The 21,814-nt window shown below is 70.2% G+C and carries 14 protein-coding genes; 5 read left to right on the forward strand and 9 right to left on the reverse strand.

The annotated features are described in order from the left end of the window. Positions 1 to 206 precede the first annotated feature (206 nt). Positions 207 to 1,202 carry a UDP-glucose 4-epimerase GalE gene (gene galE, locus IF64_RS0105910; protein ID WP_030530992.1) on the forward strand — a complete coding sequence of 332 codons (996 nt, stop codon included), beginning with the start codon at positions 207 to 209 and terminating at the stop codon, positions 1,200 to 1,202. 40 nt (positions 1,203 to 1,242) lie between these two features. Here galE and IF64_RS0105915 read toward each other — a convergent pair whose 3' ends face one another. After that, the gene (locus IF64_RS0105915; RefSeq protein WP_030530993.1) at positions 1,243 to 2,406 is read right to left on the reverse strand and encodes a DUF4192 domain-containing protein; all 1,164 of its coding nucleotides are present in this window, start codon (positions 2,404 to 2,406) and stop codon (positions 1,243 to 1,245) included. A 194-nt stretch (positions 2,407 to 2,600) separates the two neighbouring features. Next, the gene (locus IF64_RS0105920) at positions 2,601 to 4,364 is read right to left on the reverse strand and encodes a Xaa-Pro dipeptidyl-peptidase (protein ID WP_030530994.1); all 1,764 of its coding nucleotides are present in this window, start codon (positions 4,362 to 4,364) and stop codon (positions 2,601 to 2,603) included. 275 nt (positions 4,365 to 4,639) lie between these two features. Here IF64_RS0105920 and IF64_RS25230 point away from each other — a divergent pair, with 275 nt between their 5' ends. Then, positions 4,640 to 5,560, forward strand: a complete 921-nt coding sequence (locus IF64_RS25230) for a hypothetical protein (protein ID WP_051757510.1) — start codon at positions 4,640 to 4,642, stop codon at positions 5,558 to 5,560. Between the two features lie 29 nt (positions 5,561 to 5,589). Then, positions 5,590 to 7,608, forward strand: coding sequence for a prolyl oligopeptidase family serine peptidase (locus IF64_RS0105930; RefSeq protein WP_030530996.1), 2,019 nt, complete (start codon positions 5,590 to 5,592; stop codon positions 7,606 to 7,608). Positions 7,609 to 7,692: 84 nt separating this feature from the next. Here IF64_RS0105930 and IF64_RS25915 read toward each other — a convergent pair whose 3' ends face one another. From IF64_RS25915 to IF64_RS26455, 4 genes are all read right to left on the reverse strand, one after another. Further along, positions 7,693 to 8,268 (reverse strand): hypothetical protein, encoded by a 576-nt coding sequence (locus tag IF64_RS25915; RefSeq protein WP_048808058.1) that lies wholly within the window; start codon positions 8,266 to 8,268, stop codon positions 7,693 to 7,695. A 405-nt stretch (positions 8,269 to 8,673) separates the two neighbouring features. Beyond that, positions 8,674 to 11,541 carry a vitamin B12-dependent ribonucleotide reductase gene (locus IF64_RS0105945; RefSeq protein WP_030530998.1) on the reverse strand — a complete coding sequence of 956 codons (2,868 nt, stop codon included), beginning with the start codon at positions 11,539 to 11,541 and terminating at the stop codon, positions 8,674 to 8,676. 79 nt (positions 11,542 to 11,620) lie between these two features. Continuing rightward, positions 11,621 to 12,082 (reverse strand): transcriptional regulator NrdR, encoded by a 462-nt coding sequence (nrdR, locus tag IF64_RS0105950; RefSeq protein WP_030530999.1) that lies wholly within the window; start codon positions 12,080 to 12,082, stop codon positions 11,621 to 11,623. A gap of 819 nt (positions 12,083 to 12,901) precedes the next feature. Beyond that, a complete protein-coding gene (locus IF64_RS26455; RefSeq protein ID WP_145600392.1) occupies positions 12,902 to 13,456 on the reverse strand; it encodes a hypothetical protein in 555 nt (184 codons plus the stop codon). 592 nt (positions 13,457 to 14,048) lie between these two features. Here IF64_RS26455 and lexA point away from each other — a divergent pair. Continuing rightward, positions 14,049 to 14,756 carry a transcriptional repressor LexA gene (gene lexA, locus IF64_RS0105960; protein ID WP_030531001.1) on the forward strand — a complete coding sequence of 236 codons (708 nt, stop codon included), beginning with the start codon at positions 14,049 to 14,051 and terminating at the stop codon, positions 14,754 to 14,756. A 30-nt stretch (positions 14,757 to 14,786) separates the two neighbouring features. Here the strand turns inward: lexA and IF64_RS0105965 are convergent, their stop codons facing one another. Next, a complete protein-coding gene (locus tag IF64_RS0105965) occupies positions 14,787 to 16,010 on the reverse strand; it encodes a hypothetical protein (RefSeq protein WP_084705683.1) in 1,224 nt (407 codons plus the stop codon). Between the two features lie 5 nt (positions 16,011 to 16,015). After that, a complete protein-coding gene (gene hflX / locus IF64_RS0105970; RefSeq protein WP_030531003.1) occupies positions 16,016 to 17,437 on the reverse strand; it encodes a GTPase HflX in 1,422 nt (473 codons plus the stop codon). 635 nt (positions 17,438 to 18,072) lie between these two features. Between hflX and IF64_RS0105985 the strand changes: the two genes are divergently transcribed. Then, positions 18,073 to 18,984, forward strand: a complete 912-nt coding sequence (locus IF64_RS0105985; RefSeq protein ID WP_030531005.1) for an SGNH/GDSL hydrolase family protein — start codon at positions 18,073 to 18,075, stop codon at positions 18,982 to 18,984. 119 nt (positions 18,985 to 19,103) lie between these two features. On the opposite strand, the gene IF64_RS0105990 is transcribed toward IF64_RS0105985, so the two are convergent. After that, positions 19,104 to 21,779 carry a valine--tRNA ligase gene (locus tag IF64_RS0105990; RefSeq protein ID WP_030531006.1) on the reverse strand — a complete coding sequence of 892 codons (2,676 nt, stop codon included), beginning with the start codon at positions 21,777 to 21,779 and terminating at the stop codon, positions 19,104 to 19,106. Positions 21,780 to 21,814: the final 35 nt, after the last annotated feature.

Genomic DNA, 21,814 nt, shown 5'->3' on the forward strand with positions numbered 1-21,814 from the left:
CGGGGTACCGCCGAGGCGGTGCGGCACACTGTGCTCCGCCGCACCGTGCCCGGCGCACGTACCGGCGGTCCCGGCCGGCTCCCGCGCCGGATCCCGCAGGGCCGCCGGGCGGTTCCACCGCGTGCTCGACGCAGCTGCGTGCCGCCGCTCGTCACCGCCGTTCAGACCGTTCGACCAGACCGCCCGATCAGGAAGGCTCGGAGAGAATGCCCACCGACACGGCCACGTCCAGCGCACCCATGAAACTCGTCGTCACCGGCGGCGCCGGTTACGTCGGCAGCGTGTGCGCCGCCCGCCTCGTCGAGGCCGGGCACGACGTCACCGTCGTCGACGACCTGTCGACCGGCCACGCCGACGCGGTCCCCGACGGCGTCCGGTTCATCCAGGGCGATGCGGCCGACGTCGCCGAGACGCTCCTCAGCCAGGGCTTCGACGGTGTGCTGCACTTCGCCGCCAAGTCACTGGTCGGCGAGTCCATGCAGGACCCGGGGCTCTACTGGCGTGGCAACGTACTCACCTCCCTGCGTCTACTCGAGGCGATGCGCAAGCACGGCACCCCGCGCCTGGTGTTCTCCTCCACGGCGGCGACGTACGGCGAGCCGGAGGTCAGCCCGATCCCGGAGACGGCACCGACCGGTCCCACGAACACCTACGGCGCCACCAAGTTGGCGATCGACTACGCCATCACCAGTTACGCGCGCGCCCACGGGCTGGCGGCCACGAGCCTGCGCTACTTCAACGTCGCCGGCGCCTACGGCCGCTACGGCGAGCGGCACGCCACCGAGACGCACCTGATCCCGATCGTGCTGCAGGTCGCCACCGGCGACCGCGACCGGGTGCAGATCTTCGGTGAGGACTACCCGACGCCCGACGGAACCGCCGTCCGCGACTACATCCACGTCCACGACCTCGCCGACGCGCACCTGCTGGCGCTCGAGCACGCGACCGAGGGCAGGCACGAGATCTACAACCTGGGCAACGGCACCGGCTTCTCCGTGCGGGAGGTGATCGACGCCTGCCGCGCGGTGACCGGCCACGACATCCCCGCGGCGGTGGCTCCGCGCCGCTCCGGGGATCCCGCCGTGCTCGTCGCCTCGGCCGAGAAGGCCCGCGCCGAGCTCGGCTGGACGCCGCAGCACACCGACCTGCAGGGCATCGTGTCCGACGCCTGGCGCTTCACGCAGCAGCGCGCGCGAGCGTAGGTCGCGTCTGAGAATCCCTCGCCCGGCCGGCGACACGCGGTCACCCGCCGTCCTCCATGTCGCCGTCGGAGTGCGGGTCGAACAGCGCCGGTGCGCCGTAGGCCTGGGCCAACCCGGCCAGCCGCTCCGGCGGCATGCCGCGCGCCAGAACCTGATCGAGCAGTTTGGCGAACAGGTGTCCGGGATCGGCGTCCTTCGCCTTGCGCACCGCCATGCCCGCCAGCGCCCCGTCGCCCCGCAGGTAGGCGGAGTAGGCCAGCAGCGCCGCGGGCTCGGCGCGTTCGGGTTCGGGCGTCGCGCGAACCAGGGCCGACCAGAGCCGTTCCGCCGCCAGCGCACGGGGTTCTCCCGCCGGCCACGCCAGCCCCAGGCACGCATCGCGCACCTCGTGGCGACTCAGCGCCATGGCCAGGTCGGCGATCTCCTGGTCGGTCAGCACGGCGGAGCCGCCTCGGCCTTCGGCACCGGTGGATGACTCCGCGTCCGCATCGCGGCCGTCGAGACCACTACGGAAACGGCGCAGGGCGTCCCGCACGACGGCCAGTGCTCCCACGATCGATTCGGCACCATCATCAAAGCCGGTCTCCCGACGGGACACGGCGAGCTCCAGCAACGCCGCCCGTCGTGCGAGTGCGCCGTCGTCATCGGGGTCCAGGCTGCGTTCCATCGCCTCCCTGCTGGAGTAGGTGACGTGGCCGGCGTGCGCGGTCGCCGCGGCCATCGTGGACGCCGACGGATCGGGCACGACCCCGCCGCAGCGGTCCGCGCCGTAGCAACACCACGGCGAGCCGACCTCGATCGCGGGTGTCCAGAGTGCGTGCGCGATCGGCACGCCGAGGGCGGTCATCACGGCGGCGAGCGCGCTGACGACGTCCCGGTGCGCAGGACCTCCGTCCGGCGGTGCGGTCCCGCCGACGACCACCAGCGTGACGGCCGCGGCTCCGGACAGCGGGGGCCGCAGTACGGGTTCCAACTCCGCGACGGCCTCGGCCGGTGGGATGTCCATCCGCATGACGTGGCTGATCGTGCCGGAACGGGACGCGTGAGACGTGTCCGCGGCGTGTGCCACCACGACGACCGAGTCGACGGGACGAAAGCCCAGCAGGTAGGGCACCGCGGCGATCAGGTGTGCGGGACTGCTCAGATCGATCCGCGTGTCGGAGACGGAATCCGGAATCGGGGTGGAGGGCGATGAAGTGGTCATGCCTCCACGATGGCGCCGGGACGCGGCGTCCAGCGGGGAGCGGGGAAATCTGTGGACCGCCGGAGCCGACGTGGACAACTCGGCCAGACCGGCGCTCGCGCACGGTCCGGATGTCGGTGGCGGACGCTAGGCTGCCGCGCCCTTGTCGCGTCCTTGTCGCGCCGGCTGCCGCGCCCGCCACCGACGACGGGACGTCAGGCTCCGGCGCCCAGCGCGTCCTGTCCGCCCACGGCCGGCACCGTGACCGAGGAACGCTTCACGTTCACCGTGATCCCGGCACCCGGGTCGGGCCGCAGCGTGAAGTCGTGGTCGCTCGAGAGCACGGCGAACTCGAGCGCATGGCCCTCCCGCACGACGTAGTCCTGCGGCTGCAGGTCGAACGACAGGCGGTACTGCTGACCGGGGCGGATCGGCGTCGTCTCACCGCGGTCGTGCCGATTCTGCGGATCCGCCCAGCCACGTGTGACGATCCGCGCCGTGCCGTCGGGCGCGCGGTCGACGAGAACGCCGGTCACGTTCGCCGCGGGCCGGTCGAACGCGAGCCGCAGGTCGACCGACGGCGTGCCGCTCAGACGTACGTCCCGGTGCATCGCCCCGGTGGCGTAGCGCAAGCGGTGCGGTGAGGCCTCGGCATCGACGAGGTTCTCGACCTTCTTCGTCGCATCGTCGGTCAGCGACTCGGTCACCGGGCGCCCGCGCAGCGGACCGTCCGGTACCAGTCCCCCGACCCGGTCACCTCCGGGCCGCAGGTGCAGCTCGGTGTCGGCGGCACCGGCCGCGGGCCAGTCCGCCTCGTCGTGCCACGTCTCGTCCTCGCGCTGCACCGTGGCCCGCGGTTCGGTGTCGATCCCGTTGTCGACGTCGTACAGGTAGTGCGAGAACCAGCGGTTCAGCGTGCGCAACCACTCGTCCTTGCGCACCGTGTAGGGGTCGGTGTGGTCGAACTGATGCAGCCAGATCTTCCGTTCGACGCCGTGTCGCGCGAGTGCCGAGTACCACTGCGCCGTCTGCCCGACCTTCACGTTCCAGTCGGAGAGTCCGTGGACGGCGAGCACCGACGCGCGCACGTCGCCCGCCTTGTCCAGATAGGACCGATGCTGCCAGAACTCGTTGTCGTCGCCGGTGACCCGGTCCTGCCGATCCGCCAGATCGTCGATCACGGGACGGCAGATCTCGCGGTCGTCGCGGGTGTGGACGTACTCGGCGAGCACATCGGCGTCCTCACCCTGATACCCGCCGGGCGCCACGACGGCACCGTTCTCGCGGTAGTAGCCGTACCACTCGGAGATCGCCGCGATCGGCACGATCGTCTCGAGGCCCTCGACCCCCGTAGCGGCCACCGCGTTCGGCAGCGTGCCGTTGTAGGACACGCCCATCATGGCGGTCTTCCCGGTGGTCCAGTCCGCGGATGCCGGCTCCCCCGACCCCGTCCGTGCCGCTGCCCTGCCGTTCAACCAGTCCACGACGGACCGGGCTCCGATCGTCTCGTTCTCCCCGCCGGTGGTGGGGCACCCCGTCGAGGCCCCGGTGCCGAGCGATTCCGCGTACACCACGGCGAACCCGCGAGCCAGCAGGTAGTCCTCGTAGACCGACGTCATCTCGGCGCGCGGCACATGCAGTTCGACGTCGACGTCGTGGTTCTCCACCTCGTTGCCACCGGAGAAGTACGGACTGGCGGTGTAGACCACCGGGACGCGCAGCCCACCCTCGGTCGCCCGCGGGCGGACCACGCGCACGTGGACCTCGTCGTCCTGGCCGTCGCGGTCGCTGTCGACCGGGGCCCGTACCCACAGTTCGTCGCGCACGACGTCGTCCGGATCGAACACGGGCTGGGCCTGTCCACCGGAGAACACCGGCCCGCCCGGAGGTGCGGCGTGGACGGCGGGGGCCGTCAGCGCCGCGGTCAGGACGGCGGCCACCACGGGGGCGATGATCGGAACGAGACGTCGGGATCTCAACGCAGGGCACCTCGATTGGATCGTGGGACGGAATCGGACCGGGCGACGCGTGCGCGGTCACGCGATCGCGGCGCCGTTCCCGTTCGTCCCGCGATCGGCGTCCCACACCACCGCCGTCCCGTCCTCGAGCGGGTCGACTGTTCCCGGATCCGCCCGTGGTGTCAAGAATGCGCATTGTGGGGCCGTAGCGGGGAAATCACCGACGTACGTCGCGGGCCGAACGGGTGTGCTCGCTGCCCCGAGCGCGATCGGCCCCGTGCCTGGACGATGGAGGTATGAGACTTCGCGTCGTCACCGCGGGGGTGCTCGCCGGAGCGGTGCTGGCGGCGGGTGTCACGGTCGCGACCGAGAACGGGGCCGAGAACGCGGAATCCGGGGACCGTTCGGCCGTCGCCGCGGCCCCACCGCGCACCCCGGACTCCCGCGCGAGCCAGGGACGTACCCCCGAGGCCCTGTCCTCCCCGGACCAACGACGGCGGACCGCCGAGGCCGTCACCGGCGCCGTGACCGCGGCCGTGCCCGGAACGACGACGGGACTCGCCGTCTACGACCGCGACGAGGACTCGGTCGTCGTCGGCTCCGAGGCCGACCGGCCGTTCCGCACCGCCTCCGTCGTCAAACTGCTCATCGCGATCGACGTGCTGAGCCGGCACGACTGGCGCACGCCCGATGCGGCCACGGCCAGGGACGTGACGACCATGCTGGCCGCCAGCGACGACACCGCAGCCACGGCGCTGTGGTCGCGCCACGGGGACGTCGCCGTCGTCGACCGTGCCGCGGCGCTGCTGCGGCTGTCGGACACCACGCCTCCCGACGACCCCGAACAATGGGAGCTCACCCGCATGAGCCCCACCGACATCGTGCGCACCTACGCCTACGTCGAGGCCCACATGCCCCGCCCGGCCCGCGACCTGGTGCTCGACGCGCTCGACAACTTCGCCGCCACCGCCAGCGACGGGTTCGACCAGCGGTTCGGCCTGCCCGCCGCGTTCGGCGAGCGGACGTGGGCGGTCAAACAGGGGTGGATGCCGGTCAGCGGCGAGGTCGTGCTCAACACCACCGGCGTCGTCGGATCCGGCAGCCGATACCTCGTGGCACTGCTGGCCGAGTTCCCCGCAGGCACGGACTTCGGCACCGCGCGCGCCGCGCTGACGAGCGGTGCCGACCGGCTGGCCGCAGCGCTGGTCACCCGCTGACCCGGCCGCCGTCCTGGCAGACTGGCCGCATGACCGACGAAGCCCCCGACGATCCCTATCTCTGGCTCGAGGACGTCACCGGCGACGACGCCCTCGACTGGGTGCGTGCCCGCAACGCGGAGACGACGGCGACCTACACCGACCGGCCGCGGTTCGCCGCACTCCGCGACGAGATCCGCGAGGCCCTCGACGCCGACGACCGCATCCCGTACGTGCGCAGGCGCGGTGAGTTCCTCTACAACTTCTGGCGCGATGCCGACCACCCACGAGGTCTGTGGCGCCGCACCACCTTGGAGCAGTACCGCGAAGCGGCCCCGGAATGGGACGTGCTCATCGACGTCGACGCACTCGCCGAGGCGGAGGGCGAGAACTGGGTGTGGCAGGGCGCGGCCGTGCTGCGGCCCACGTTCGACCGCTGCCTCGTCGAACTGTCCCGGGGTGGGGCCGATGCCACGGTGGTGCGCGAGTTCGACCTGGAGCGCAGGGAGTTCGTCGAGGACGGCTTCCAACTGCCGGAGGCCAAGAGCTCGGTGAGCTGGATCGACGCCGACCACATCTACGTGGGCACCGACACCGGCGAGGGCTCCCTCACCGACTCGGGCTACCCGCGGGTGGTGAAACGTTGGCGCCGCGGTACGCCCCTCGCCGAGGCCGAGACCGTGTTCGAGGGCAAGCCCGAGGACGTCGCCGTGCGAGCCTTCCACGACCCGACCGAAGACTGGGAACGCGACTTCGTCCGCCGCGCCGTGGAGTTCTACCGCAGCGAGCTGTACCTGCTCTCCGGCGACGAGCTGACCCGGGTCGACGTCCCGGACGACGCCGTGGCTTCGGTGCACCGCGAGTGGCTGCTGGTGCGCACCCGCAGTCCGTGGGGCGACTATCCGGCCGGTGCGCTGCTGGCGGCGCGGTTCGACGACTTCATGGCCGGTGACCGCACCATGACCGTCCTGTTCGAACCGCAGGCGGGCACCTCGCTCGACTACTACGCCTGGACCCGGAACCACCTGATCGTCGGCACGCTCAGCGACGTCAAGACCCGGCTGCGAGTGCTCACCCCCGAGGCGGGCGGCTGGCGGGACGAACCGCTCACCGGCGTTCCGGACGTCGGCAGCGTCGACCTCGTCGACACCGAGCCCGACGCCGACGACGAGTTCCTGCTCGAGGTCACCGGGTTCACCCAGCCGTCGTCACTCGTGCGCGGCGTCGTCGGCGGCGAACGCGAGACGCTCAAACAGGCTCCCGCCCGGTTCGACGCGGACGGGCTCACCACCGAACAGCACTTCGCCACGTCCGACGACGGAACGCGCATCCCCTACTTCGTGGTGCGCAGGCCCGGCGCCGAACCGGGGCCCACGCTGCTCGGCGGGTACGGCGGGTTCGAGGTGTCGCAGACGCCGTACTACAGCGCCATCATCGGCCGGGCCTGGCTGGCCCGCGGGGGCACCTACGTGCTGGCGAACATCCGGGGCGGCGGCGAGTACGGGCCGGACTGGCACAACCAGGCGATCAAACAGCACCGGCACCGCGTGTACGAGGATTTCGCCGCCGTGGCACGGGATCTGTCCGAACGCGGCATCACGACCCCGAACCGGCTCGGCATCCAGGGCGGCAGCAACGGCGGCCTCCTGATGGGCGTGATGCTCACGCGCTACCCCGAACTGTTCGGCGCCGTCGTGTGCCAGGTGCCGCTGCTCGACATGCGCCGTTACCACCGGCTGCTGGCGGGTGCCTCGTGGATGGCCGAGTACGGCGATCCCGACGACCCCGACCAGTGGGCCTACCTCAGCGCGTACTCGCCCTACCACAACGTCCGAGGTGGACAGTCGTATCCGCCACTGCTCATGCTGACATCCACACGCGACGACCGGGTGCATCCCGCGCACGCCCGCAAGATGGTGGCGCGACTGTTGGCCGAGGGCTACTCGCCCGAGAACGTCCGCTACTACGAGAACATCGAGGGCGGCCACGGCGGCGCCGCCGACAACGCACAGCTCGCGTTCAAGTCGGCACTCGCCTACGAGTTCCTGTGGGAGCGCCTCTCCGACTGACGGCACACCCGACCGGCCGACGGAGAACGGGCCGGGAACCACGTCGTGGCGTGGTTCCCGGCCCGTGCCGGTCCGCGGGGCGGATCAGGATGCCGCTTCGCCGGTCAGTTCCTGCGCGCGCGCCTGCAGCTCGAGCGCGATCGGCTCGGCCTCGTCGTACCGGTCGGGGTAGGCCGACCGCTGCACGGTCTGCGCGACCTGACCCGCGGTGTAGTCCGGGTTGGCGGCGTCGACCTCGATGGCGCCCGGCGTGCTGTCCGACGGGTTGCCGTGCAGGAAGTCGTAGGTCGCCAGCTCGGGGTCGCCGGCGTTGACCCAACCGAAGTCCGGCCGCTGCTGGAACACACCGATCGACGACTGGTCGCCGCAGTCGAGGTCGTTGGCGTGGGATTCCACCCAGGCCGCCTCGTACGTCGCCAGGCGCACCTTGTCGGTGGCTTCCTCGGCGTCGAGCACGTTCTCGATGACGATGAGAACGTTGTCGTCGGCGTCCGGCGGCACCTCGCAGTTCATGTGCACGGAGCCCTCGGTGGCCGGGATGTGGTTGCCGGGAGCCAGCAGCGCGTCGTAGCCCTCGCTCGCCGCCGCCGGTGCCGCCATGCCGAGCGCCATCGCCGACGCGGCCACACCGGTGAGCAGCCCGGTTGTCAGTTTCTTCATGCCGTCCCTTCCATAGGTGGGGTAGTCCTACGAGCAGGTGAAGTGACGTGCTCGAGTCGCCGGCGTCGGTGGTCACTCCGTGGAGTCGGTACCGCCGATGCCGTGACCGCCCTCACGCTATGGGCGACCGGTACCCGCCGAATACACACGAAAGTTCCTAACTCGCAGAACGCACACCCCGCGAAAGTCACACGACCGAGGGCATATTGCGCCCGTTCGTGTCCGGTTGGCGGCGGTGTGCCGGGATCGCGACGAACGGCGTGGGCCGCTTCGACCACACCGGCGAGAACCTGCGCATACGACAACGCGGGCAGGAGATCGGCGTGATCTCCTGCCCGCGTCGGGCCGGCTCACCGGTGGTTCGTCACCGGCGGTTCACCGGTTTCCTCTGTGACTGCCGGTTGGTCAGCTGCAGCCCGAGGTCGCGCCGCAGCCCTCGCAGGCGTAGCACGAGCCGGCGGGGCGCATCTTCGTTCCGCAGGTCATGCACAGCGGAGCGTCGGCGGCCTTGCCCAGCTGCAGTTCGACGAGCTCGGTCGTGGTGTGGGCCTCGGCGGCGGCACCGCCGGAGTTCGACTGCGACGACGGAGCCGGCGTTTCGGCCGACCGCTCCGCGACCTGCGTGCCACCGGCGTCGACGGTGCTGCGCAGGGTGTCGAGGTCGACACCGTCGGACTGTCCGCCACCGTTGTAGTCGGCCTCGACCTGGGCCGAGCGCTCGTCGGCGGTGAAGATGCCGAGCTGGGCCCGCTTGTCGTACGGCAGGTAGTCCAGGGCGAGCCTGCGGAACAGGTAGTCCAGCACGCTCGTGGCCATGCGCACGTCCGGGTCGTCGGTCATGCCGGCCGGTTCGAAGCGCAGGTTCTGGAACTTCTGCACGTAGAACTCGAGCGGGATGCCGTACTGCAGACCCACCGAGATCGACATCGAGAAGGCGTCCATCACGCCCGCGAGCGTCGAACCCTGCTTGCCGAGCTTGACGAAGATCTCGCCGAGCCCGTCGTCCGGGTAGGACCCCGCGGTCAGGTAGCCCTCGGCACCGGCGACCGTGAACGACACGGTCTGGCTCGGACGCTTCTTCGGCAGGCGCTTGCGCACCGGGCGGTACTCGACGACCTTCTCCGGCTCGGCGTCGGCCTTCTCCTGCTTGCCCGTGGACAGCGGCTGGCCCACCTTGCAGTTGTCGCGGTAGATCGCGAGCGCCTTCAGTCCGAGCTTCCAGCCCTCGAAGTAGATCTCCTCGACGTCCTCGATCGTCGCCGACTCCGGCATGTTGACGGTCTTGGAGATAGCACCGGAGATGAACGGCTGCACCGCGGCCATCATCCGCACGTGGCCCATCGGCGCGATCGACCGCTCGCCGACCGCGCAGTCGAACACCTCGTAGTGCTCGGTCCGCAGCCCCGGCGCGTCGATGACGTGGCCGTGCTGGGCGATGTAGTCGACGATCGCCTCGACCTGCTCCTCCTGGTAGCCCAGGGCACGCAGGGCGCGCGGCACGGCGTTGTTCACGATCTGCATCGAACCGCCGCCGACGAGCTTCTTGAACTTCACCAGCGAGAAGTCCGGCTCGATGCCCGTCGTGTCGCAGTCCATCATGAAGCCGATGGTGCCGGTCGGGGCGAGCACGCTGGCCTGCGCGTTGCGCCAGCCCAAACGCTCACCGATCTCGATGCCGCGCTTCCACTCGTCGGTCGCCAACGCGCGCACGTTGGCGTCGTTCTCGTGGAGGGTACGGACGAGCTCGTTGGCCGCGGCGTGCTTGCGCATGACGCGCTGGTGGCCCTCGGCGTTACGGGCGTAGCCCTCGTACGGACCGACGACGCCGGCGAGCTCGGCGGAGCGACGGTAGGACACGGCCGTCATGAGCGAGGTGATCGCGGCGGCGAGCGCGCGGCCGCCGTCGGAGTCGTAGGCGTGCCCCGTCGCCATCAGCAGCGCGCCCAGGTTGGCGTAGCCGATGCCCAGCTGGCGGAACTTGCGGGTGGTCTCGCCGATCGACTCGGTCGGGAAGTCCGCGAAGCAGATCGAGATGTCCATCGCGGTGATGACCAGCTCGACGGCCTTGGCGAACTGCTGCGCGTCGAACGAGCCGTCGTCGGACAGGAACTTCAGCAGGTTCAGCGAGGCCAGGTTGCAGCTCGAGTTGTCGAGGTGCATGTACTCCGAGCACGGGTTGGACGCCGTGATGCGGCCGGACTCGGGGCACGTGTGCCAGTCGTTGATGGTGTCGTCGTACTGCAGGCCCGGGTCGGCGCACTCCCACGCCGCCTTGGCCATCTTGCGGAACAGCGGCTTGGCGTCGGTCTCCTCGATCACCTCACCGGTGGTGCGGGCGCGGAGGCCGAACTTGTCGTCAGACTCGACCGCACGCATGAACTCGTCCGACACGCGGACCGAGTTGTTCGCGTTCTGGTACTGCACCGAGGCGATGTCGGCGCCGCCCAGGTCCATGTCGAAACCGGCGTCGCGGAGCACGCGGATCTTGTGCTCCTCCTTGGCCTTGGTCTCGATGAACTCCTCGACGTCCGGGTGGTCGACGTCGAGAACGACCATCTTTGCGGCCCTGCGGGTCGCGCCGCCGGACTTGATGGTGCCCGCGGAGGCGTCGGCGCCGCGCATGAACGACACCGGACCGGACGCCGTGCCACCGGAGGAGAGCAGTTCCTTGGAGGAACGGATACGCGAGAGGTTCAGACCGGCACCGGAGCCGCCCTTGAAGATGCGGCCCTCTTCCTTGTACCAGTCGAGGATCGACTCCATCGTGTCGTCGACCGACAGGATGAAGCAGGCCGAGACCTGCTGCTTCGACGTGGTGCCGACGTTGAACCACACCGGCGAGTTGAAGCTGAACACCTGGTGCAGCAGCATCCAGGTGAGCTCGTGTTCGAAGATCTCCGCGTCGGCGGAGGAGGCGAAGTAGCCGTTCTCCGTGCCGGAGGCGACGTAGGTCTTCACCACGCGGTCGATCAGCTGCTTGAGGCTGCTCTCCCGCTCGGGGCTGCCGACGGCACCCCGGAAGTACTTGCTGGTGACGATGTTCGTGGCGTTGATCGACCAGGAGTCGGGGAACTCCACGCCCCGCTGCTCGAAGTTCACCGTCCCGTCGCGCCAGTTCGTCATGACGACGTCCCGCTTCTCCCACGCGACCTCGTCGTACGGGTGCACCCCCTCGGTCGTGAACACGCGCTGGACCTTCAGTCCCTTGCGCGCGCCACTGCCGGACCGCTTCTTCGATGTCTTGGCGGCCTCGGCCCCGACCGTTTCTGTCATGACTCCCACTCCCGCGATTGGCACCAAGCGGCGACGTCAGTCGTCGTCCGCGTTCTTCCCGCTGACCGGCTGAGACGACTCAGTCGGTCGAATCCGCAATCGCCTGGCGAAGGTCCGTGATCTCCTTCTCGAAGTCCTCGATGGAGGAGAACGAGCGGTACACGCTCGCGAAGCGCAGATATGCCACAGCGTCCAGTTCCTGCAGCGGACCGAGGATCGCCAGTCCCACCTCGTGGCTCGGAATCTCCGCCACACCGGCCGCCCGCACCGACTCCTCGACGCGCTGCGCGAGCTGCTGCAACGCGTCGTCGTCGACGGGACGGCCCTGGCAGGCCCGGCGCACTCCCCGAACCACCTTGTCCCTGCTGAACTGTTCCGTGACCCCGGATCGTTTGACGACGGCGAGCACCATCGACTCCGAGGTCGTGAACCGGCGGCCGCACTTCGAGCACGAACGCCGGCGCCGGATCGCCTGTCCTTCGTCCACCTCACGGGAGTCGACGACGCGGGATTCGGCATGCCTGCAGAACGGGCATCGCATGACCGAACACCTCCCCTTCACGTTTCGACCCGGTCACCATCTCGGTGGCCGGTGATCGCCGCTGTGCCGTCCACGACACCGTCACGATCGTGGCGGGCCGCCGGCGACTCTCCGCAGAGCTATTTCAGCTCCATCGACACTCGATCACCCGACCTCGCGACTGGTGATCGATCTGTGGATACCCGGTGGGTGAAGTCCAGCGAACTGTGGATAACTCTGACGAGTGTACCCCAACTTGTGGACCAACTACAGCCGTGTAACTACTAGATGTGGGGGTTGACCTTAAGAGCGGACCCAGGCGTCGCGCAAGCTGACACAGCCTTCCGACACGTGATCACCGACATAGCTCACCGCCACGGGTGAGCTTTGCCGCGCAGCGCCGGGCGAACCGGACAGCTGCCTCGACGTCGCCGCCACGGGCCGCGATCACGCCGTCGCCCAGCGCCGCGGCAGACGACGGTGCCCCGGCCTTGGGGCCTTGGGGCCTTGGGGCCTTGGGGCCTTGGGGCCTTGGGGTCTTGCGGATCTTGCGGGGTTTGCGGGGTTTGCGGATCTTGAGGGACTTGCGGGGCTTGCGGAGACGCCGGTGCCTTGACGAGACGCCACCGCCGCGGGGCGGGGCGCACAGGCGACGCCCAGGCGGTTCGAGGCTGCTGAAGCTCAGGCGACGCCGCCACGCGAAGGACGAACGGTACATCCGCACTCCAGAGTCATGAGCGCCGGAGTCACGAGCGCCGCAGTCATGGGCAGTGCAGTCACGGGCAGCCCCACCCGAACGTGTTTGACCACACCGATGTGCCGGCGGGGCGGATCGGTGGGTCAGCGGCTCGCCGGTACGACGAGAGGCGTCCCGGCAGCCACCTCGCCACCGGCCAGATCGTTGAGTTCCTGAATACGGGCCACGACCGCGGACGGCTCCACCTCGGGCACGGCGCGTTCGGCCACGTCCCACAACGACTCCCCCGCGCCCACGGACACCACCTCCGTGCCGGACGGCACGGGCGCCTCACCCGCTCCGGCGAGTGCGTCGACCGTCAGTCCGAGGCCGACCACGCCGAGGAAGACAACCGCGGCGACGGCGGCGAGCAGTCGCCCGCGCGGCACGACGCGTTCGGGAACGACCCGCGAGGGCGCGCACGGCCGGACCCGCGCACGTCCGTACGGCCGCGGCACGCCCGCACGACTCGGCGGACGGCGCACCTCTCCCGCCGGCACGACGCGCACCCAACCGACCGAACGACGCCCGCGGACACCCGACGGCGCGGCGGTGCCGGGCTCACCCTCCGGGGCGCCCGCAGGTGCCGACAGGTCGTCCACGTCGTCGTACCCGCGCACCGGCGCCCGACGGCGGCCCGTCCGGGACGCTGACCCCACAGGGCCACCTCTCCCCGGCGCGCCGCCCCTCGGAGCAGCCCTCTTCGGGTCGGAACCCAGCGGGAGAGTCCTCCTCAGGACGGCCCGCTCCAGTAACATCGACATGGCCACCTCCTCGAACACGCGGTCGATCGAACGCCTGTACGATGTGTACCAGCCGGGTCCGACAAAATCGAGAGGGACGCGGCGTGTCGTCGAACAAATGTTTGAGATTGTCGGGCGAGCAGGCTAGCGTCGGAGGACAACACGGCGTGCCACACGGTCCTCACAGCCCGTGCAGCACGGCGCCGAGCCCGGACGCTCCCCGCGCAGGCTTCCTCGTGGACGCGACACCGGCCGGACAACACAAGACACGGTGATTACCGGGACACGGCAATTACCAGGACAGGGCGATTACCGGGACGCGGGCCAACCGGGAGGCACGGACTCCCGCCGGCCGTCGCCCGCCTGGTACCGCGGACCGGACGGCAGCGTCCACACAGCACCCATAGCACCCATAGCTCCACACAGCACCCACAGCACCAACGGCACCGACAGACGACAGCGACGACACCGCGGACGGGCCAGCCGTCCACGACTGGGAGGCGACACGGTGGCACCCAAGACACACGACGAGACCGGCGACAAGCGCGGACCCACCGGGGGGACCATCCACGACCTGCCGGAGGTCACCGACGAGACGCTCACGCCGCGACAGCAGCGGGTCCTCGCCGTCATCCGGTGGTGGGTCGACCGTTATGGCTACCCGCCGAGCGTCCGCGAGATCGGCGAGGCCGTCGGCCTGACCTCCACCTCGTCCGTCTCCTACCAATTGCAGACACTGCAGAAGAAGGGGTTCCTGCGGCGGGACCCCAACCGTCCCCGCGCGGTGGGCATGTTGACCTCCGACGCGATGTCGAAGGTCGCACCCGCCGACGACCGGCCGACGCCGGCGTTCGTTCCGATCCTGGGCCGGATCGCGGCCGGTGGTCCGGTTCTGGCCGAGCAGGCCGTCGAGGACGTCTTCCCGCTGCCGAAGGAACTGGTCGGCGAAGGCGCACTCTTCCTGCTCAGCGTGACCGGTGACTCGATGGTCGACGCCGCCATCACCGACGGCGACTGGGTCGTCGTCCGACAGCAGGAGGACGCCGAGAACGGCGAGATCGTCGCCGCGATGATCGACGGCGAGGCCACCGTCAAGACGTTCAAGCGCAAGGACGGTCACGTCTGGTTGCTGCCGCACAACGAGGCCTACGAACCCATTCCCGGTGACGAGGCGCAGATCCTGGGCAAGGTCGTGGCGGTCCTGCGGCGGCTCTGACGCCGCGCACGGCCGCGGGAACGCAGTGCGTCAGGACCGTCGGCGACGGAGGATGCCGACCGTCCCCGCCGCCACGGCCACGGCCGCGAGAGCTCCGACAGTGACCGCACCGGCCGGGAAACCCTCGGCACCGCCGTCCTCGTGGCCGTCGCTTCCGCTCTCGCTGTCGCGGGCACGGCTGCCGGCTTCCGCGGCGGCGCCACGGCCACCGTCGTCGTCGGACGATGCGGGATCGCGGGGCCGGGCATCCCCGGACCGGCCGGGTCCACGCTGCTGCGGGGCCGCGTCGGTGACGAGCGAGGCAGCGCCGGGAACGGTACGCACCGCCGTTCCGGATCCCTCACTCATGGACACGAGCGTGCCGTCCGGTTCGAAGGCGAGCGCCTCCCCCTGCGGTTCGTCCGGCAGTGGGACGCGCACGGGTTCGCTGCCGCCCTCACCGGTCAGCGCGGCGACGACGTCGCCGTCAGCCGGCACGGCGTACAGGTACGCGTCGGTGTAGGTCCGGAGGGCGACGACACGGCCGTCGTGACTCGTGGCCGCGCCGGTGACCATCAGCGAACCACCCACGGCCACCGGACCGCCGGGAGTACCGGTCAACGACAACGGCACGTCGCCTACCTTCTCGAGCGGAGTCGGCCCTGGCGCGCGGAGTCGCTGCGCCGGGCGATAGATCGCCGACGCCCCCGTGACGCTCTTCGTGATGATGTGCGGCGTGCCCGAGCGGTCCAGCAGGAGCGCCTCGGCGTCGTGGGCACCGTCGGGATAGGTCATGCGGTACAGCGTCGACACCGAACCCGAACCCGAACCCGAACCCGGACCCGGCCCCGGCCCCGACTCCGACTCCGCTGCCGACCCACCGCCCGGACGCAACGCGTGCACCGCGACCGTGTCCCGGGCCCCACGGTTGTCACCGACGTCGGCGAGCCAGAACGTGCCGTCCCGCCCGCGGGCGAGATCCTCGACGTCGAAGGGGTCGGCGTCGTCGACGATCACGTCGAGGAGCGTGCAGTCACGGGCCAGCACGTACACCCGGAGATCGCTGCCCCCGTCGTTGACGACGTACCACCGCTCACCGTCGGCGACGAGTCCCGAGACCTCGGCGAGCGCAGGATCGGCCAACGAACACTGCGTCTGCGGCACCGGCGGCGCCGCGGCGGCAACACCGACCGGGCCGGCCGCCCCGAACAGAGCGACGGTGGCGCACGCACCCAGGACACGGGCGCGCCGCGCCACCGCCGACTGGATCCGCACGGACGTCAGACCACCGGATCGCCGACCGCTTCGGCGCTCATCCGGTACGGCTCCAACGCCCCTGCCAGGTCCGCGTGGACCCGGGCGCACAGCCGTGTCCCGTCCGCCGTGTGCTCCTCGCTCAACACCTCGCCGTCGGCGTGTGCCCGTGCGACGAGCTCACCACGGGCGTAGGGCACCAGCACATCGACCACCGTGTCCGGCCGCGGCAGCCGCTCGGAGAGCGTGGCGACGAGCTCCGGCACACCCTGGCGGGTGTGCGCCGACACGACGTGGGCCTCGGGCAGCAGGTGCCGCAGCCGGGCCAGTGACACCTCGTCCGACGCGTCCGACTTGTTGATCACGATCAGCTCGGGCGGAAGCGCCTCGGCCCGCTTGCTGCCGATCTCGGCGAGCACCTCCCGCACGGCCTGCACCTGCTCCTCCGGTGCCGGATCGGAGCCGTCGACGACGTGCAGCAACAGGTCGGCGTCGGCGGCCTCGTCCAGCGTCGAACGGAACGCATCGACGAGCTGGTGCGGCAGGTGGCGGACGAATCCCACGGTGTCGGTCAGGGTGTAGGCCCTGCCGTCCGGGGTGACGGCGCGCCGCGTGGTCGGGTCGAGGGTCGCGAACAACGCGTCCTCGACGAGCACCCCGGCGTCGGTCACGGCATTGAGCAGACTGGACTTGCCCGCGTTCGTGTAGCCGACGATGGCCACGCTCGGCACCGCATTGGCCACGCGCCGACCACGTTTGGTCTCCCGGATCGTGTCCATGGCCGCGATCTCGCGCCGCAGCTTGGCGACCCGCTTGCTGATCCGCCTGCGGTCGGTCTCGAGCTTGGTCTCACCGGGACCACGCAGACCCACACCGCCGTTGCTGCCCGCTCGGCCGCCGGCCTGCCGGGACAGCGCCGCACCCCAGCCCCGCAGCCGGGGAATCAGGTACTGCAGCTGAGCGAGCTCGACCTGCGCCTTGCCCTCCTTCGACCGGGCATGCTGGGCGAAGATGTCGAGGATGAGCGCGGTCCGGTCGATGACCTTGACCTTCAGCTTCTCCTCGAGCTGGCGCAGCTGGCCCGGCGACAGTTCACCGTCGCAGATGACGGTGTCCGCGCCCGTGGAGGCCACGATGTCGAACAGTTCGCGTACCTTCCCCGAACCCACGTACGTGGCCGGGTCGGGCCGGTTGCGGCGCTGGACAACGCCTTCCAGCACGGTGGAACCGGCGGTCTCGGCAAGCCGGGCGAGCTCCTCGAGCGAGGCCTCGGACTGGGCGGCCGTACCCTCCGTCCACACGCCCACGAGCACGACCCGCTCGAGACGCAGCTGCCGGTACTCGACCTCGGTGATGTCGGACAGTTCGGTGGACAGCCCCGCGACCCGGCGCAACGACGCACGGTCCTCGAGTTCCAATTCACCTGTCGACGGCGACGTGCCCGGCATTGCACCGAGCGCCTCGTCGACGACCTCGTCGAACGAGTCCGCAGAAAGGTCCGCCTGCGACGTCAGCACGTCGCCGCGATCGGGGTTACTCACAAGCCTCCAGGTCGGTGTCGGGAACGCGCCCTCGCGCGCTCACCCCCATGGTCCCACGACTCGAGCCGAAACTCCGAGTCCTTTAGCCGTCCTTCAGCCGTCCTTCAGCCGCGTCCGTGCCGAACACGCAGGACAACGCCGGAACACGAGGGGCGGGCGCCGGTACGCGCATCGACCGGATCAACCGGATGATCTCGGCCGGTATTCCCCCGCACCCGCGCCCGCCGACGGCGTGAACGAGGCACATGCGCTGCGTGACGACCACCGTGACCCGATCGCGTCGCCGGTCGACCCGTTCGACGGCTGTCGCGGCCCGCGCGCACTCGGATAGGACATATCCGGCGTTCGTCTCCGATGAATCGGGGACACGGATCCGAGGGGACACCATGCGCTTACCACTGCGACCACGCCCGCGACAGCAACAGCGACAGCGGCAGCAACAGCGGCAGCAACTACGACCGCAACTACGACTGCGAACACGACACCGGTCCCGACAGCGGTTCCGACAGCGGGCAGGACGGCGATCCCGACAGAGACTCACGGTGCTCGGGGCGTTCGGCGCAGCACTGGCGCTGACCCTCACACTCACCCCCGCAGCATCGGCGTCGATGTGGAAGCCGTCGATGTGGAAGCCACGGTTCGAGCACTACGTGGCTCTCGGCGACTCCTACACCTCCGGCCCGCTCATCCCCGTCCCCAAGCTCACTCCTCCGCTCGGGTGCGTGCGCTCGATGCTCAACTACCCCACGCTGCTGGCGGTCAAGGCCCGCGCGGGTTCGTTCGACGACGTCAGCTGCGGAGGCGCCGAGACCTCGCACATGACCGCACCGCAACACACCCCGCTCGGCACGAACGCGCCGCAGCTCGACGCCCTGCGGCCCGACACGGACCTCGTGACACTCGGCATCGGCGGCAACGACGAGAGCGTGTTCGGCGGCATCGTCGGCACGTGCCCGGGGCTTCGCGACCTCGACCCCACCGGCGCACCGTGCCGCGAGCATTTCACCGGCGACGGTGCCGACGAACTGCTCGCCGCGGTCGAACGCACCGGGGACCGCGTGGAGGCGGTACTGCGCGAGATCGGCACCCGCTCCCCCGAGGCGCGGGTCCTCGTGGTCGGCTACCCGCGCATCACCCCGGACCCCGGCGTGGGCACCACGTGTCCGAAGGTCCTGCCCTTCGCCGACGGTGATCTGGAATGGGCGCACGGTGTGGAGACGGCGCTGGCCGACGCACTCCGCGAGGCGGTCCACCGGGCGAACGCCGCACACGGGCCGGGCCCGGAAATGTCCTTTGTGGACATGCATCCGGCGTCGGAGGGACACGACGCCTGCTCCGCGGACGGCGCATGGATCCAGGGCAGGATCACCAACCCGCTCGTCGCGATGTCCTACCACCCCAACGCCGCGGGCATGCGCGGCGTCGCGGCCGAGCTCCACAGAGTTCTTTCCTGACAGAGTTCTTTCGGGACAGAGCTCTGTCCTGGCAGGGCATCTCCTGATAGGGCGCTGACAGCGCACGCGCCTGTGTCCCGCACCGAAATGGGCGGGGCACAGGCGCGTGCGCGGGTGGATCAGGCCGGTGGCAGCGCGTCGAGCCTGGCGTTGATGCGCTCGATGTCCGCGGCGGCGGTGTCACGCCGCGTCCGGATCTTGTCGACCACGTCGGCGGGCGCCTTGTCGAGGAATGCCTGGTTGCCCAGCTTGCCCTCGGTCTGCTTGAACTCCTTCTCGGCGGCCGCGAGGTCCTTCTCCAACCGCTTGCGCTCGGCAGCGACGTCGATCGTGCCCGACGTGTCGACCTCGACCGTCACCGTGCCGTCGGCGAGCGCCACCTCGAGCGACGCCGTGGCCGAGAAGTCCTCGCCCGGTTCGGTCAACTTCGCCAGGGAACGCACCGCGTCCTCGTGCGCGACGAGGGCGTCCATCGCGGGACCGCTCAGCCGCGTCGCCACCTTCTGGCCGGGCTTGAGGCCCTGGTCGGAACGGAACCGGCGGACCTCCGTGACGAGCTTCTGCACGTCGGCGATGCGCTGCTCGGCGGCCTGGTCGGCGGCGGGCAGCGACTCCCCCTTCGGCCAGGCGGCGACGACGAGCGACTCCGCCGCACCGGCACCCTCGGCGGAGGCGCTGCCAGCGCCGGTGAGCGTGGTCCACAGCCGTTCGGTGATGAAGGGAACGAACGGGTGGAGCAGTCGCAGCACCGTGTCGAGCGCGTGGCCGAGCACGGCACGGGTGGCATCGGCCTTGGCTCCGGACAGCTGGACCTTCGCCAGTTCGATGTACCAGTCGCACAGCTCGCCCCACGTGAAGTGGTAGAGCGTGTTGGTGGCCTTGGCGAACTGGAACTCCTCCAGCAGTTCATCCACTTCGGACAGAACCGTGGACAGGCGGCCCAGGATCCAGCGGTCGGCCTCGGTCATCTCCTCGACGGGCGGCAGCGCGCGGGCCGTCGTCGCACCGTTCATGATCGCGAACCGGGTGGCGTTCCACAGCTTCGTGCAGAAGTTGCGCGAGCCGGCCGCCCAGTCCTCGGCCAGCGCCATGTCGGTACCCGGGTTGGCGCCGCGGGCCAGGGTGAACCGGGTGGCGTCGGCGCCGTACTCGTCCATCCACTGGATGGGGTCGAGCACGTTGCCCCGCGACTTCGACATCTTCTTGCCGAACTGATCGCGGATCAGCCCGTGCAGATAGATGTGCTGGAACGGCACCGACTCCTCGGCGCCGCGCTCGCGCATCCCGTAGAGGCCGAACATCATCATGCGCGCGACCCAGAAGAACAGGATGTCGTAGCCGGTAGACAGCACGCTCGTCGGATAGAACTTGGCCAGATCGGCGGTGTCGTCCGGCCAGCCCATCGTGGAGAACGGCCACAGGCCCGAGGAGAACCACGTGTCCAGGACGTCGGAGTCCTGGTACCACCCCTCGCCCGACGGCGGCTGCTCGTCCGGGCCGACGCAGACCTTCTCCCCGTTCGGGCCGTACCAGACCGGGATGCGGTGGCCCCACCACAGCTGGCGCGAGATCGTCCAGTCGTGCATGTTGTCGACCCAGTCGAAGTAGCGTTTGGCCAACTCCGGCGGGTGGACCTGCACGCGGCCGTCGCGGACGGCGTCGCCCGCGGCCTCGGCCAGCGGACCGACGCGGACCCACCACTGCAGCGACAGCCGCGGCTCGACGACGGTGTCGCACCGGGAACAGTGCCCGACCGCGTGCACGTACGGACGCTTCTCGGCGACGATCCGGCCGTCCTCGCGCAGTGCCGCCACGATCGCGGGCCGCGCCTCGAACCGGTCCATGCCCTCGAACGGCCCGGACGCGGTGATCACCGCGCGTTCGTCCATGATCGACGGCATCGGCAGATCGTGCCTGCGGCCGATCTCGAAGTCGTTCGGGTCGTGCGCGGGGGTCACCTTCACCGCGCCGGTGCCGAACTCGGGGTCGACGTGCTCGTCGGCCACGATCGGGATGCGCCGTCCGGTCAGCGGCAGCTCGACCTCGGTGCCGACGAGGTGCCGGTAGCGCTCGTCGTCGGGGTGCACGGCGACCGCCGTGTCGCCCAGCATGGTCTCGGCGCGGGTCGTGGCCACGACGACCGAGGCATCCCCGTCGCCGTAGCGGATCGACACCAGCTCGCCGTCGTCGTCGGAGTGGTCGACCTCGATGTCCGACAGCGCCGTCATGCACCGCGGGCACCAGTTGATGATGCGCTCGGCCTGGTAGACGAGGTCGTCGTCGTAGAGCCGCTTGAACATCGTCTGGACGGCGCGGGAGAGCCCCTCGTCCATCGTGAAGCGCTCACGCGACCAGTCGACGCCGTCGCCCAGACGCCGCATCTGGCCGAGGATCTTGCCGCCGTACTCGTTCTTCCAGTCCCAGACGCGTTCGACGAACTTCTCGCGGCCGAGGTCGTGGCGGGACGTGCCGTCCTTGGCCAGCTCCCGCTCGACCACGTTCTGCGTGGCGATGCCCGCGTGGTCCATGCCCGGCAGCCACAGGACCTCGTAGCCCTGCATGCGGCGCCGCCTGCTCATGGCGTCCATCAGCGTGTGGTTGAGGGCGTGGCCCATGTGCAGACTGCCCGTGACGTTCGGCGGCGGCAGCACGATGGAGAACGGCGGCTTGTCCGACGACGCGTCCGCCGTGAAGTAGCCGGCGTCTACCCACCGCTGGTACAGGGCGGCCTCTTCCTCGGCCGGATTCCAGGCGGTGGGCAGGTCCGTGTGCTGCTGGTTCGCGTTCTCCGTCACAGCCGGTAAGTCTACGAACCGCCCCACGGCGCCGC

Origin of the sequence: Prauserella rugosa, from assembly GCF_000719975.1 — a bacterium.
Classification (GTDB): domain Bacteria; phylum Actinomycetota; class Actinomycetes; order Mycobacteriales; family Pseudonocardiaceae; genus Prauserella; species Prauserella rugosa.